Genomic DNA, 14,797 nt, shown 5'->3' on the forward strand with positions numbered 1-14,797 from the left:
GCGCGCACCGTTGCTCTGACAGCAAGAATGTCAGACCAGACACGCGTCTGCAGCAATGGGGGTCGCAGTCTGATGCGCGGGGAGGGATGCTGAGGAGCATGATCGATGACGATTCCCTGAACGAGACCCCGCTGCACCCTGCGACCGTCGCGGTGCACGCGGGTCGTGCCGACCTGGCGGCTCTGGGCGTGCATGCGGCGCCGATCGATCTCTCCACCACGAACCCGCTCCCCGACATCCAGCACGGGGGCGACTCCTACGAGTCGATGGCGAACGGCGGGCACCCGCTGCCGGACGGAGGGAACGTGTACGCGCGGCTGTGGAACCCCACGGTCGCCCGGTTCGAGGAGGGCCTCGCCGAGCTCGAGCACGCCGAGTCGGCGGTCGCTTTCTCCAGCGGCATGGCGGCGATGACAGCGGCGATCCTCTCGCACACGACGGCGGCGGGCAAGCATCACATCATCGCCGTGCGCCCGCTCTACGGTGGCACGGACCATCTGCTCGACTCCGGGCTGCTCGGCGCGGAGACGAGCTTCTGCACGGAGGGCGAGGTGCACGCGCACCTGCGCCCCGACACCGGCCTGATCGTGGTGGAGACCCCGGGCAATCCGACCCTCGATCTGGTCGACATCGCGGCGGTCGTCGCTCAGGCGGGGGAGGTGCCGGTGCTCGTCGACAACACCTTCGCGACGCCGCTGCTGCAGAACCCTCTCGACCTGGGCGCGGCGATGTCGCTGCACAGCGCCACCAAGTACCTCGGCGGGCACGGCGACGTGATCGCCGGGGTCATCGCCTGCTCGGAGCAGACCGCGCAGGCGCTGCGACGCGTCAGGGCGATCACCGGAGCGCTGCTGCATCCGCTCGGCGCCTACCTCCTGCACCGCGGGCTCGCGACGCTGCCGGTGCGGATGGAGCGCCAGCAGCGCTCCGCCGAACAGGTCGTCGCATGGCTTGCCGAGCACCCCGCCGTGGCGGAGGTGCGGTACCCCGGGATCGGGGATGAGCGCGGTCTCATCCCGCGCCAGATGCGCGGCGGGGGAGCGATGATCGCGGTGCGGCTGCGCGGAGGGTATGCGGCCGCCGAGGCCTTCACCGGTTCCGTGCGGCTGTTCACGCACGCGGTGTCGCTGGGCGGCGTGGACTCGCTCGTGCAGCACCCGGCGGCGCTGACCCACCGGCCTGTGGCCGCCGAGGCGCGCCCCGGCGCGGACATCGTGCGGCTGTCGATCGGGCTGGAGGATCCGGAGGACCTCATCGGAGATCTCGCCCGGGCTCTGGCCCGCGTCGCGGTCGTGGTCTCCTGACCGGATCCCGGGCGGGATCGGACCGCGGACGAGCGATGTCGGCGGCCTCGGGCAGACTTGTGCGGTGACCGGTATGCGAACGTTCTGGACCGCCCTGCCCACCGAGGGCCGCTGGCTGCTGTCGACCGTCGCGATCCAGACCCTCGGTCGCGGGCTGACCCTGCCCTTCACGATCATCTACCTGCACGAGGTGCGCGGTTTCGACCTGGGCGTCTCGGGCGCGCTGATGAGCATCATCGCCGTGACCGGGCTGATCGTGACGGGCCCCGGAGGCACCCTCATCGACCGCTACGGCGCACGACGGGTGCTTCTGGCCGGGCTCATGGCGATGATCGCGGGGTGCGCGCTGCTCGCCTTCGCGACGACACCGGCGGTCGCGGCGATCGCGCTCGTGCTGATCGGCGTGAACTTCGGCGTCTCCTGGCCCGGGTTCAACTCCGTGATCGCGGCGATCGTCGATGGAGACCTCCGCCAGCAGTACTTCGGCGTGAACTTCGCGCTCGTCAACCTCGGCATCGGCGTGGGCGGCATCGTCGGCGGCTTCTTCATCGACGTCCACCGCCCGGAGACCTTCACCGCGATCTTCCTCATCGACGCCGCGAGCTCCCTCATCCCCATGGCCCTGCTGCTCGGACCGCTGCGGCATGTGCGCACGCATGCGGATCCGGCCCAGCCGCACGAGGAGCCGGCGGAGGGGTACCGGCAGATCCTGCGACGACCGGCGGTGCTGTGGCTGACGCTGCTCACCTTCCTGGCGGTGTTCATCGGCTACGGGCAGATGGAGGGCGGCTTCCCGGCCTTCGCGCGACAGGTGTCCGGCGTCTCCACGCAGGTGATCGGGTTCTCCTTCGCCGTCAACACCGCCGTCATCGTGCTGCTGCAGTTCGCCGTGCTGAAGCTCATCCGTGGACACCGGCGCACCAGGGTCATGCAGATCATGACCCTGGTCTGGGGGCTCTCGTGGGTGCTGCTGGGGCTCACGGGGCTGCTGCCGAAGTCGCTCGCGGCGGCCATCGGGGTGCTGCTGTTCATGGGGGTGTTCGCGTTCGGCGAGACGATGCTGCAGCCCACGGTCCCCGCGATCTACAACGACCTCGCGTCCGATCGCAGCCGGGGGCGCTACAACGCGATCAACGCGGCCGCGTTCCAGGGCGGCGCCATCGCCGGGCCGATCGCGGCGGGTCTGCTCCTCGGCGAGGGCCGGCAGACCTGGTTCATCGTGACGATGGTGGTCGGCTCGGTGCTCATCTGCCTGCTGGCCTTCGCTCTCGAGCGCCGGGTGCCCGCATCGGCCAACGGGGTCGCGGTCGAGGAGGACGTCGCCGAGGCGGAGACGCGCTGAGCGCCCGCCCGAGGCCGTCATTGCGGCTCCGGCGCGCCCCCTCCAGGATGGGAGGAGCGCGTTTGTTCGGATCGGTGCCGATCCGGCGGTGAGCGCGATACAGCGGTGACACGGGCGAGGACGATGACGTTTGCGGTGAGACGGGCGCGGCAGCAGACCGCGCGGCTCCTGCTCGTCATGCTCTCCGCGCTCCTGGTCGTGCTCGGCGTCGGCGGGATGGAGGTGCTGTCGGCACGGCTCGTGGACGACGGGCTGCGGACGATGGCCGGTCGCGCCGAGCCCGGAACGCAGGTCGCGACCGTCACCGCGCTCCAGTCGGAGGACGCCGGCGCGCAGGACCGCGCCGTGCGCTCGGCGATCGCCGAGGCGTTCGGCGCGGCTCCGGTCGCCGTGGCCCGGCTGGCGGTGAGCGGCATCTCGCTCGGCAATCCGGATGCGATGCAGGCCATGAGCGGCTCCGACGCGATGGAGCGGGGTTCGCTCGTCGACGGTGCCTGGCCGTCGCGCGCGGGCGAGGCGGCGGTGCTCGCGGCCGCCGCCGAGCGGCGCGGCTGGCGCGTCGGGGATCGGATCGCACTCGGCGCCGACCCGGCGGGCGCGGCCGCGGAGGTCTCCGTCGTGGGGATCTGGACCGCGAACGACCCCGCCGACCCCGTGTGGGCAGGCGATCCCGCGGTGGCCTCGGGGGATTCCGGAGGGGCGGCCGGGCCCGTGCTCGTCACCGACGACACCCTGGGGCGGCTTTCCACCACGCCGTCGGTGACCTGGACCATCCGGCCCACGGTGCTCACCGCCGGCCGCCTCGACGCGTATCGCGCAGGGCTCGTCCGGCTGCAAGGACTCGCCGCATCCGTGGACCCGGACAACCGCTCCAACACCACGGTCTCCGGTGGTCTCGCTGCGCTGCTCGATCGCGCGACCCGGGCCGTCACCGTCACCCGCGGCACGATGACCGTGCCGACCGCGATCATCGTGCTGCTCGGTGCGATCGCGCTGATCGTGATCCTCGCCGCGCTCGCGTCCGGCCGACGGGACGAACTGCGGTTGCTGCGGGCGCGCGGCGCGGCGGTGCGGGACCTCGCCGGCGGCGCGGCCGTCGAGGCCGGGGGCGCGTCCGGCGTCGGCGTCGTCGCCGCGCTGCTCCTGCTGCTGCCGTGGGGTCCGTTCTCGTCGACGACCCTTGTGGTGGCCGTGTCGACCGTGCTCACCGCCGTCGTGGCCGCGGCGGTCGCCGCGGCGCGCGATTCGGCGACCGCCGCGGCGACCCGTGCGGACGCCGGCCGTGGAATGGCGGTCGCCCTGCTGCTGCCTGCGTTCCTCGCGGCGCTGGTGGCGGGGTTCGCCCTCTGGCAGCTCTTCGCTCAGGGCGGCGTGCTCGACGCCGGCGGCAGGGCGGACCCGGTGGCCTCGGCGTCCGGCGCCGCGGCGCTGCTCGCGCTCGCGCTGCTCGTGCCGGTGCTCGCGGTGCTGATCGCAACACTCGCGGAGCGGGTGGCGCGACGAGGGCGCGGGATCGTTCCCGTGCTTCCGTTGCGCCAGATCGCCCGCCGGGCCGGGGCGACGGCCGTGGCGATCCTCTGCGCCGCGCTGGCCGCGGGCTCCGTCACGCTCGCCGTCGGCGCCGGCCCGCTCGCTGCGCAGGCCGATCGCGCCGCAGTGCGCGCGGGACTCGGGCTGGATGTGAGGGCGACAGCCGGGGTGCAGAGCGCACCGCCGCTCAGCGCGGGCGAGGCCGCGCGGCTGCCGTCGGTCGCGCGCGCCACCGAGGTGCTCGGCAGGGACGCCGAGGTCGGCGCGGACACGGTCGCGTTCGTGGCGGCGGACTCGACCGCCCTGACGTTGCCCGCCGGTGTTCCGGCCGCCCTCCACCGCGACACCGGAGCACTACCGATCGCGGTCACGCAGACGCTCGCGGACCGACTGGGAGCACGGGCGGGAACGCGCTTCACGGCGACGCTGCGCCCGGAGGGCGTTCCCGTCGACATGGACGTCGTCGCCGTCGTCGCCGCTCTCCCCGGTATCGGATCCGGCTTCGGCATCCTCGCCGAGCGTGCCTCTGCGCTCCGGGCGGCGGACGGGATCACCGCGAACGGGCTGTGGATCGCCGCCTCGGATCCGGCTGCGGTCGCCGAAGCCATCCGGGCGCGAGCAACGGACCCCGTCACGATCCTGACGGCGCGGTCGGTGAGCGTCGCCCCCGTCACCGACGCATCCGTGCTCGTGCTCGTCGTCGGCGCACTCGGCGCCGCGCTGCTCGGGGCGCTCGGCTTCGCCGTCGCGGTCGCCGTCGATCGCAGCCGGCGTACGGAGGAGCGCGTCGCGTTGCGGGCGCTCGGACTGACTGCGGCGAGACAGCGCACCGCGCGCGTCGGCGAGGTGCTCGGCATCGCCCTCGCCGGGGTGCTCGGCGGCGTCGCCGCGGGACTGCTCGTGACCGCGGCGGTGCTGCCGGTGATGTGGGGGATCGGCGCATGACCCGTCACCCCCGCTCTGCGACAGTGGTCCTGCGCACGGTCCTCACCGCGCCGCTGCTGTCGGCGTTCCTGGTGCTCGCGGTCGCCGCGCTGAGCCTCGTCGCCGCACTCGTGCCTCCGCTCATCGATCGGGCGCGCACGGCGACCGTGCAGCACCAGATCGAGGAGACCCCCGCGGTCGGGCGCACGCTCACCGCGACGCAGTCCGGCATCCCCGGCGTGAGCGCGGAAGACGGACCGAGGTCGGATGTCTGGCCTGGCCTGCTGGCGGCGGCCGAGGAGACCCGCGAGCGGCAGCCGTCCCCGCTGCGGGACGTGCTGGCAGAGCCGCGGGTGGTCGGCCTGTGGGGCGGATCCGCGCTCTCGACCGACCGCACGGTGCCCCTGCATTTCGTGCAGCTCGCGATGGATCCGGGGATCGAGGAGCGCAGCACCCTCGTGAGCGGCAGGTATCCCCGGGTCACGGATCCGGCCCAGGGGATCGAGGTCGTGCTTACCGCCGACTCCGCGCGCCGCCTGGACTGGAGGGTCGGGGAGGTCCGCCATCGGCAGGACCTGGGGGTCACGCTGGTCGGGCTCGTCGAGCCCCGGCCGAGGACCGATCTCGATTGGGACATCCTCGTGGGCGCCCGTACGCCGGCGATCCGGTACAGCCCGGCGGGCGACATCATCCTGCAGACCTTCGCATTCCTCGCGCCCGAGGAGGCAGGAGTGCTGGGCCGCCGGGCCATCGAGACGACGACCTTCTCCTGGATCCCGGTGCGGACGGGGTCGATCGACGCCGGGGATGCCGCGACGGTGAGCAGCCAGCTGCGGCTGTTCCTGGCGAATCCGATGCATCTCGTGGCCGGCGGCGACTTCTTCGACCGCGGGCTGTCGTTCCGCACGCCGGTCCCGGATGCGATCGACGCAGGACGGGCACGGGGCGACGCGCTCGTGGCCGCGGTCGCGGTCGCGTCCGTCGGGCCGCTGGCGGTGGCGGCCGTGATGCTGACGCTGGCGGGGGGCCAGGTCGCGCTGCGCCGTTCCCGCGCCGCGGCGCTCGCCCGCGCGCGCGGAGCGTCGCGGCTCATGCTGATCCTCGTGCTCGGCGGCGAGGCGCTGGTGCTCGGCGCACTCGGCGCCGTGCTCGGCGGCACGATCGGGGCGGTCCTCGCGGGCCGGACTCCCGATCCGCCCGCGGTGCTCGTCATGACCGCGCTCGCGCTGATCCCGGCGGGAACCGTGCCGCTCGCCGTTGTGCGCAGGCTGTCCCGCGCCGAGACCCGGGACGGCGATACGGCGCGACGCCCGTGGCGGCGGGTGCTGCCGGAGGTCGCGGTGATCGCGCTCGCGATCGTCGTCGCCGCGATCCTGCTCGGGCGCGGCCCCTCGCTCCGCGTGGATCCGGTGCTGCTCGCAGTCCCCGTGCTGGTGTGCGGCGCGGGCACCGTGCTCGCGCGGCGACTGCTCCCGCTGCTGCTGGACAGGCTGCACCGGTCCGCGGCACGGCGCACGGGCCTGATCGCGCTGCTCGGCCCGGCACGCGCGCTCCGCGACGCGGCGCTGCGGACGGCGCCGGCCCTCGCCGCCGTGATCGGGGTCGCGGTGGCGGTGTTCTCGGTGTCCTTCTCGGCGACCGTGTCGGACGGCATCGCGCGCACCGCTCGTGACATGACCGGAGCCGACGTCGCCGTGTCGATGCCGGTCATCGAGGACGAGCAGGTCGACGCCGTGCGGACGCTGCCCGGGGTCGCCGCGATCGCGACGCTGGACGCCGACGAGATCGGACAGGGCTCCTCCGCCAAGGCTCAGGACCGGGTGCGGGTCTACGCGGTCGATCGCGACGCGTTCGTCCGCGTGCAGCAGGGAGCCGACGGGGCTCTCCCGCTGCCCGCGTCGTTGAAGACGACGGCCGGCGACGCGGTTCCCGTCGTGGCGTCCGAGGCGCTGCTCGCGCAGTTCGGTGACGCGCTCTCGGTGAACGGACACGAGGTGCGGGTGATCGGGCGCACCGCGCAGCCCACGCCGTTCGGCGCTGCAGAGAAGTGGGTGATCGTCGATCGTGCGAACCTCGACCGGATCGGGGTCTCCGCACCGCTCGTCTCGAGGCTCTTCGTCGCGGTGGGCTCGGGGCGGGATCCTTCGTCCGTCGCCCGGGCGGTCGGCGCGCGGCTCGGCACCACGGCGACCGTGACGACCACGCAGGACATCGTCGCCCAGGCCGCGGCAGACCCGGCGACATCGGCGCTGCGCATCGCGCTGGTGGCGGCGTCCGTCCTCGTGGCGGTGCTGCTGACGCTCGCCATCATGCAGACGCTGCTGCTGGGCTCCGCCGCCCGTGCGCGACTGCTCGCGCTGCTGCGCGCGGTGGGCTATCCGCGCCGCCGAGAACTGCCGCTCGTGGCGTGGGAGGTCGGCCCCGCGCTCCTGGTCGCCGTGCCGATCGGCGTGGGGTGCGGGCTGGCGATGTCCTGGCTGGTGCTGGGTTCCCTGGATCTGCGCGGTTTCACGGGCGGATCGATCGCGCCCGCGCTGAGCATGCCTCTCGGGTGGCTCACGGTGGCCGTGATCGGCTTCGTGCTGGTCACGGGGACCGCCGTGCTGCTCGCGGCGGCGGCCGCGACGAGGGTGCACAGCGCCGACGCGATCCGGGTCGCCGACGATGAGAGCTAAACCGGGGTGCGGGCTGTAGGGGAAGAGGAGACGATGACAGGAGAGGAAGGGACGGGATGAGCGCCGACATCGACATCGCCTGCGAGGGACTCGTGCGCATCTTCACCGCGAAGGGGATCGAGGTGCAGGCGCTGCAGGGGCTCGATCTGCGGGTGCAGGCGGGCGAGATGGTTGCGCTGGTCGGCGCCTCGGGCTCGGGGAAATCGACGCTGCTGGGCATCCTGGCGGGGCTGGACGCGCCGACGGCGGGAAGTGCGCGCGTCGCCGGCCACGACCTCGCCACGATGCGCGCGGCCGAGCGGCTGCGCTACCGACGCCGCAGCGTCGGCTTCGTCTGGCAGCAGTCCGGGCGCAATCTGCTGCCGTATCTCACCGCGCGGGAGAACATCGCCCTGGCGCACGGCGTCGCGCAGGTGATCCCTGCGGGGTCGCGAGCCGCCCGTGCGCGGGAGCTGCTCGAGCTTCTCGACGTCGCGGACGTCGCGGAGCAGCGCCCCGGGCAGCTGAGCGGAGGGCAGAAGCAGCGCGTCGCGATCGCGGTCGCGCTCGCGAACGAGCCCCGCGTGCTGCTGGCCGACGAGCCCACCGGCGAGCTGGACGAGCGGACCACGGCAGATGTGCTGGACGCGATGAAGGCCGTCAACACCGAGCACGGTGTGACGACGCTCATCGTCACGCACGACCCGATGGTGTCGGAGCACGTGGATCGCACGGTCCGGATCCGCGACGGCCGCACGTCGACCGAGACCCTGCGCAGCACACGGACGGATGACGAGGGCCGGGAGGTACGGGTCGCGCAGGAGTTCGCGGTGCTGGACCGGGCGGGGCGCATGCAGCTGCCGGGGGAGTTCGTGACCGCGCTCGAGCTGCGCGACCGGGTGCGTCTCACCCTCGAGACGGATCATGTGCGGGTCGCGTCCGGTGCGTCGACCCCCGAGGCATCCGATCCGCCGGAGGACGCGGAGGGCGCGGAGGGGACGGAGCGAACATGACCGAAGTGCTGCGCGCCGACGCGCTGACCCGGGTGTTCGCGGCGCCCGGAGGCGACGTCACGGCGGTCCGCGACGTCGATCTCGCCCTGTCCGCCGGCGAGCTCGTGGTGGTGACCGGGAGGTCGGGATCCGGAAAGACCACGCTGCTCACGATGCTGGGCGGGCTCGATCGCCCGACCTCGGGGCGCGTCCTGTTGGACGGCCGGGATCTCGCCGACGGCGATACGGGCCACGTGCTCGGAGAGCGGATCGCGTCGATCTTCCAGACCTCGGGTCTGCTTCCCGTGCTCTCGGCGGCGGAGAACGTCGAGGTGCCGCTGCGCATCCGTCGCACGCCGGTCGCGGAGCGCGAGCAGCGCGTGGCGCGGGCTCTGACGGCCGTGGGGCTGGCAGAGCACGCTCGCCAGCGTCCGTCCGAGCTCTCCGGCGGCCAGCAGCAGCGGGTCGGCATCGCCCGTGCACTGGTGATGGATCCGGCCGTGCTGATCGCCGACGAGCCGACGGCGCAGCTCGACAGCGAGACGGGTGTCCAGATCATGGATCTCATCGCCGGTCTCGTGCACGAGCGCGGCACGGCGGCGATCGTCGCCACGCACGACCCCGCGATGCTCACGCGCGCAGACCGGGTCCTGGATCTCCACGACGGCGCGCTGCGTGAGCTGGGTGCTCGTGCGCTCGCCGCCAGAACGGGGCGGCACTGAGGCTCATCGGCGCGTCCGGCATGGCCGGGAATCCTGTGCAGAATACTTGTGCATAGATTCTGTGCATGCAATCATGAGGCCATGGAGAACCCGGAACACCCCGTCGGAATGCGGCTCGACGAGCGCGCCGTGCGCGTCCTCGCGCATCCGCTGCGCTCGAGGATCCTCGGCTGGCTGCGCATGCACGGCCCGGCGACGGCGACCGAGCTCGCCGCCGCACTGAGCACCAACACCGGAGCGACGAGCTATCACCTCCGCGCCCTCGAAGACGTCGGCCTCGTGACGGACACCGGCGCGGGAGCGGGGAAGAGGCGGGTCTGGCGGGCCAGCACCGACTTCCACTCCTGGAGCAACTCCGATTTCTCCGACGACGAGGACGCGCAGACCGCGCTCGGCTGGCTGCGACGAGACTACGTGCGGCAGTACGCGCTGCGCACCGAGCAGTGGCTCGACGCCGAGGCGGCCTGGCCCGCCGAGTGGGTCGACCAGCTCGGGTTCGGCGACACGCTGCTCACGGTGACCGCGGACCAGCTCGCCGCGTTCCAGGCAGAACTCGATGCGCTGACCGAGAAGTACCGCCGCATCGGCGAAGGGGATCCCTCGGCGCGACGGGTGCAGCTCGTCGTGCAGAGCACCCCCGTCGACCTTGACCCGCCGGCGCAGCCATGAACGCGGAGGACTCTCCGTCGGAGGCGGGAGCGGCGCGGTCGATCGCGGCGGCCGAGCGCCGTCTGCTGCTGCTCACCGCGCTGCGTTGGCTGCCCGTCGGCGTCACGCTCGGGCTCACGGTCCTGCTGCCCCTGGAGCGGGGGATGTCGATCGCCGCGATCGGCTCGATCCTGGCGATCCAGGGGTTCGTCGCACTCGCCTTGGAGCTCCCGACCGGCGCGCTCTCCGACACCCTCGGACGTCGGCCCGTGCTGGCCGCATCGGGAGTGCTCGCGATCGCGGCCAGCATCCTGTTCCTGCTCGCCGACTCGTACGCGCTGTTCGCGGTATCGCTGCTGCTGCAGGGCGTGTTCCGCGTGCTCGACTCGGGTTCGCTCGAGGCCTGGTTCGTCGATGTCGTGCACGAGCACGACCCGGCGGCGGAGGTCGCGCATCCTCTCGCGCGCGCCGGCACCGCCCTCGGGGTGGCGATCGCGGCGGGCGCACTGCTCGGCGGTCTCCTCGTGGCCTGGCATCCGATGGGGGCGGTGTCCGCGTTGATCCTGCCCATGCTCGTGGCCATCGGGCTGTACATCCTCTACACGGTGCTCGTCGTGATCCTGGTGCACGACGTCACGGAGCGCACCGACGCGCCGGTCCGGCCGCTCGCCGTCATGGCCGACGCCGCACGGCAGACGCCGCGGACGGTCGTCGAAGGGGTGCGTCGGGCGGTGCGGTCCCGCGTCCTCGCCGGGCTCGTCCTGGTCGAGGTGTTCTGGTCGGTGGCGATGATCGGTTTCGAGACGCTGACGCCGCTGCAGCTGGAGGGGTTCCTCGGCGGGGAGGACGCCGCGGCAGCGGTCTTCGGGCCCGCCTCCGCCGCCGCCTGGGGCCTGTTCGCCGTCGGCTCGCTCCTGGCGAGCCGGGTGAGCGGCGTGATCGGTGTGGCGTGGACGGCGATCCTCAGCCGGATCCTGAACGGCGCCTTCGTCGTGCTCATGGGACTCGCCTCCGGCGTGGTCGGGCTGCTCATCGGGTACGGCCTCACCTATCTCGCGCACGGCTCCGCCGGGCCCATGCACGCGGCGCTGCTGCACCGCGAGGCGGACCGGTCGACGCGTGCGACCATCCTGTCGCTCAACTCGATGGTCTCCGGCGGTGCCTACAGCATCGGGCTGCTGGTGCTCACCGCGGTCGCGGGTGCCACGTCGGCGGGGTGGGCGACCGTCGTCGCGGGGGCGTTCAGCGTCCTCGGCGCCCTGTGCTACCTGCCCGCGCTCCGCCAGGAGCGGGCCCCCGGTCGGCGGGGCCGGTCGGGCGTCGTGGATCCGGCCTGATTCCTCCAGCGCGGGCAGATGGCGCGCTGTTAAGGTGAGCGCATGAGCGAAATCAGCCGGGACGGGGAAGTGGCGCTGGTGACGGGGACGTCGTCCGGCATGGGGATGTACGCCGCCGTGGAGCTCGCGAAAGCCGGCGCTCGGGTGATCGCGACGATGCGCGACACCGGCCGATCCGATCGGCTCCGGACCGCGGCCGACGCTGCGGGGGGTGGCCCTGGAGGTCCGCGCACTCGACGTCACCGATCACGCCGCCGCGGCACGGCTCGTCGAGGAGCTCACGGCCGAGTTCGGCGGTGTCGACGTGCTCGTCAACAATGCGGGGCAGGGCGGGGTCGGCACCGCCGAGCAGCTGTCCATGGACCAGATCCGCGCGCAGGCGGAGGTCAACTACTTCGCGCCGGTGCACCTCGCCAAGCTCGTGCTCCCCGGCATGCGCGAGCGCGGGCGCGGCACGATCCTCACCGTGACCAGCGTCGGCGGCGCCGTCGGCCAGCCCTTCGCCGACGCGTACTGCGGGGCGAAGTTCGCCGTCGAGGGGTTCATGCAGTCGCTGGCCGCCGTCGCCGAGCGGTTCGGCGTGCACGTGCGGGTCATCGAGCCGGCCGCGGTCGCGAGCGATTTCGTGCAGAACGCGGTTCGGCCCACGGACGCCGGTGCATACGGGGAGATGCTGCAGGCGTACGCGTCCCGCACCGCGGGGGCGTTCGCGAACGCGCAGTCGGCCGCCGACGCCGGGGCGGCGATCGCCGCGGCCGCGCTCTCCGGGGAGGTGCGGTTCCGCTGGCAGAGCTCGGAGGCGGCGACGGCGTTCGTGGGCGTCTCGCTCGCCGACCACGACGGATCCCGGGTCCGCGCATTCACGGCGCCCTGGATCTCGACCGACCGGCCGGCGTGACGGGGATGACGGACCCGGCCGGATCCGGCACCGGGAGCGTCGCCGTCGGCCGCGCCCCTCTGACCGCAGCGGAGGTCGCCGAGCGTCACGCACGCGGTGAGGCGAACGTCATCGCAGCGCGGACGAGTCGCAGCTTCGGCGAGATCTTCCGTGCGAACGCCTTCACCCGGGTGAACGGCATCTACCTCGTGATGCTCCTGCTGATCCTCGGCACCGGATACGTCATCGACGGCCTCTTCGGGCTGCTGATCATCGTGAACAGCGTCGTCGGCATGGTGCAGGAGGTGCGCGCCAAGCGCACGCTGGATCGGCTGGCGCTGCTGAGCAAGGCGCCGGCGCGCGTCGAGCGGGCCACGGGAGTCGCCGAGGTCGACGTGGAGCAGGTGGTCCTCGACGACGTCGTGCTGGTCGCCGCGGGGGACCAGATCCCCGTGGACGGCGTCGTCCTGGACGCCACCGGTTTCGAGGTCGACGAGTCGCTGCTCACCGGGGAGTCGGAGCCCGTGCTCGCCGGCGTCGGCTACGAGCTCAAGTCCGGCAGCTTCGTGGCCGCCGGATCGGCGGCCTTCCGTGCGACCGCCGTCGGCGAGCACGCCTACGCCGCGCGTCTCGCCAAGGAGGCCTCCGAGTTCCGGAAGCCGAGTTCGCAGCTGCGCGCCGGGATCGACCAGATCCTCAAGTACGTCACCTGGGCGCTCATCCCCGTCGGCGTGCTCACGATCGTGAACCAGATCTGGGGTCATGCGGAGGACTGGCGCAACGCCGTGCGCGGCCTCGTGGCCGCCCTCGTGCCCATGGTTCCCGAGGGGCTGGTGCTCATGACGAGCGTGGCGATGGCCGTCGGCGTGATCCGGCTGGGGCGGCGCAACTGCCTGGTGCAGGACCTGCCGGCGATCGAGCAGCTCGCCCGCGTCGACGTGGTGTGCACGGACAAGACCGGCACCCTCACCGAGGACGGCATGCGGGTGGGGTCGGTGGAGCCGCTGGGAGTCGCAGACGACCGGATCGAGGCGGCGCTGGCCGCGATCGGCCGGGCCGAGGGCAAGCCCAACGCGAGCATGGCGGCGATCCTGGAGCATGTCGCCACGGCGCCGGCGCTCGCGGTGCAGACCTCGGTTGCGTTCTCCTCGGCCCGAAAATGGGCGGCGGTGCAGTGCGCCGGCACCGGTGCGGGACGCGTGGAGACCTGGGTGCTCGGCGCACCCGACGTCCTGCTCCCGCCCGGGCATCCGGTGCGCACGCGCTCCGATGCGCTCGCGTCGGAGGGGCTGCGCGTCCTCGCGCTCGCCCGCAGCGATGCGGCGCTGCCCGATCCCGCCGCGGCGGGCGACGGTCTGCCCGACGGCCTCGTCGCCACCGCTCTCGTGGTGCTGGATCAGCGGCTGCGCGTCGAGGCTCCCGGGGCCATCGCCTACTTCGCCGAGCAGGACGTCGACATCAAGGTGATCTCCGGCGACAACGCGGCCGCCGTCGGCGCGATCGCGGCGGAGGCCGGAGTCCCGAACGGTCGCGATGCCGTCGACGCTCGAACCCTGGATCCCGAGTCCGCGCGGTTCGATGCGGAGGTGCAGACCCGCACCGCGTTCGGCCGGGTCACCCCGACGCAGAAGCGCGCGATGGTGCATGCGCTGCAGGCCGACGGGCGCGTCGTCGCGATGACCGGCGACGGCGTCAACGACGTGCTCGCGCTCAAGGATGCCGACGTGGGCGTGGCGATGGGCTCCGGCTCGCCCGCGGCGCGGGCCGTGTCGCGCATCGTGCTGCTGGACAACTCGTTCGCCACCCTGCCGCACGTCGTCGCCGAGGGGCGCCGCGTGATCGGCAACATCGAACGCGTCGCGACGCTGTTCCTCACCAAGACGCTGTACTCGATCCTGCTGGCGCTGCTCGTCGCCGTCACGGCGGTGCCGTTCCCCTTCCTTCCGCGGCATGTGACCCTCATCGCCTGGTTCACCATCGGCATCCCCGCCTTCTTCCTCGCGCTCGCGCCCAACACGGCCCGCGCACAGGACGGGTTCGTGCGCCGGGTGCTGGACGCGGCCGTCCCGGGCGGCATCGGCGCCGCGCTCGCGTCCTACGGGGCGTACCTCACCGCGCGCGCGGTGCTCGGCACCGGGCACGACCTGCGCGTGCTCACCTCGTCCACGGCGTTCCTCGCGCTGATCATCGTCGCGTTCTTCGTGCTGATCACCGTGGCGCGACCGTTCCGGCCGTGGAAGATCGGACTGGTCGGAGCCATGATCGGGGGGATGCTCGTGGTCATCCTCACCCCGTTCGGATCCCGCCTGTTCGACGTCGATCTGCACGACCCCCGTGCCGTCCTGATCGGGTGCGCGTTCGGCGCGGCCGGCATCGGCGTGCGCTACGCCGCGCGAGCGGTGCTCCGCACCGTGTACGCCGCGGTCACCCGGCGCCGCCAGCGCCGCGAGGCCGCGGCGGGCTGAGC

At 73.1% G+C, this 14,797-nt stretch carries 10 protein-coding genes; all 10 read left to right on the plus strand.

Features of this window, described 5'->3' with window-relative positions:
• Nucleotides 1–98 precede the first annotated feature (98 nt).
• The 10 genes from WFJ17_RS06940 (at nucleotide 99) to WFJ17_RS06985 (ending at nucleotide 14,795) form a co-directional block, all read left to right on the plus strand.
• Nucleotides 99–1,304, plus strand: a complete 1,206-nt coding sequence (locus tag WFJ17_RS06940; protein ID WP_295034604.1) for a trans-sulfuration enzyme family protein — start codon at nucleotides 99–101, stop codon at nucleotides 1,302–1,304.
• Between the two features lie 73 nt (nucleotides 1,305–1,377).
• Nucleotides 1,378–2,646, plus strand: coding sequence for an MFS transporter (locus WFJ17_RS06945; protein WP_251448478.1), 1,269 nt, complete (start codon nucleotides 1,378–1,380; stop codon nucleotides 2,644–2,646).
• 123 nt (nucleotides 2,647–2,769) lie between these two features.
• On the plus strand, nucleotides 2,770–5,121 hold the full coding sequence (locus tag WFJ17_RS06950; RefSeq protein ID WP_251448407.1) for a hypothetical protein: 2,352 nt from the start codon (nucleotides 2,770–2,772) through the stop codon (nucleotides 5,119–5,121).
• Nucleotides 5,118–7,775, plus strand: coding sequence for an FtsX-like permease family protein (locus WFJ17_RS06955; protein WP_251448410.1), 2,658 nt, complete (start codon nucleotides 5,118–5,120; stop codon nucleotides 7,773–7,775). Before WFJ17_RS06950 ends, WFJ17_RS06955 begins: the two co-directional genes overlap by 4 nt.
• A 56-nt stretch (nucleotides 7,776–7,831) precedes the next feature.
• Nucleotides 7,832–8,767, plus strand: coding sequence for an ABC transporter ATP-binding protein (locus tag WFJ17_RS06960; protein WP_251448413.1), 936 nt, complete (start codon nucleotides 7,832–7,834; stop codon nucleotides 8,765–8,767).
• Complete coding sequence (locus tag WFJ17_RS06965; protein WP_336648029.1) at nucleotides 8,764–9,468, plus strand: ABC transporter ATP-binding protein; 705 nt, start codon at nucleotides 8,764–8,766, stop codon at nucleotides 9,466–9,468. The genes WFJ17_RS06960 and WFJ17_RS06965 overlap by 4 nt, the downstream gene beginning before the upstream one ends.
• Before the next feature lie 81 nt (nucleotides 9,469–9,549).
• A complete protein-coding gene (locus tag WFJ17_RS06970) occupies nucleotides 9,550–10,137 on the plus strand; it encodes a winged helix-turn-helix domain-containing protein (RefSeq protein ID WP_251448419.1) in 588 nt (195 codons plus the stop codon).
• Nucleotides 10,134–11,453, plus strand: coding sequence for an MFS transporter (locus tag WFJ17_RS06975; protein ID WP_251448422.1), 1,320 nt, complete (start codon nucleotides 10,134–10,136; stop codon nucleotides 11,451–11,453). Before WFJ17_RS06970 ends, WFJ17_RS06975 begins: the two co-directional genes overlap by 4 nt.
• 211 nt (nucleotides 11,454–11,664) lie before the next feature.
• Nucleotides 11,665–12,351: an SDR family NAD(P)-dependent oxidoreductase gene (locus WFJ17_RS06980; RefSeq protein WP_336648030.1), complete on the plus strand. Its 687-nt coding sequence runs from the start codon at nucleotides 11,665–11,667 to the stop codon at nucleotides 12,349–12,351.
• A gap of 5 nt (nucleotides 12,352–12,356) precedes the next feature.
• Nucleotides 12,357–14,795: an HAD-IC family P-type ATPase gene (locus WFJ17_RS06985; protein ID WP_336648031.1), complete on the plus strand. Its 2,439-nt coding sequence runs from the start codon at nucleotides 12,357–12,359 to the stop codon at nucleotides 14,793–14,795.
• Nucleotides 14,796–14,797: the final 2 nt, after the last annotated feature.

It is taken from the genome of Microbacterium sp. MMO-10 (genome assembly GCF_037148715.1).
Lineage (GTDB): Bacteria > Actinomycetota > Actinomycetes > Actinomycetales > Microbacteriaceae > Microbacterium.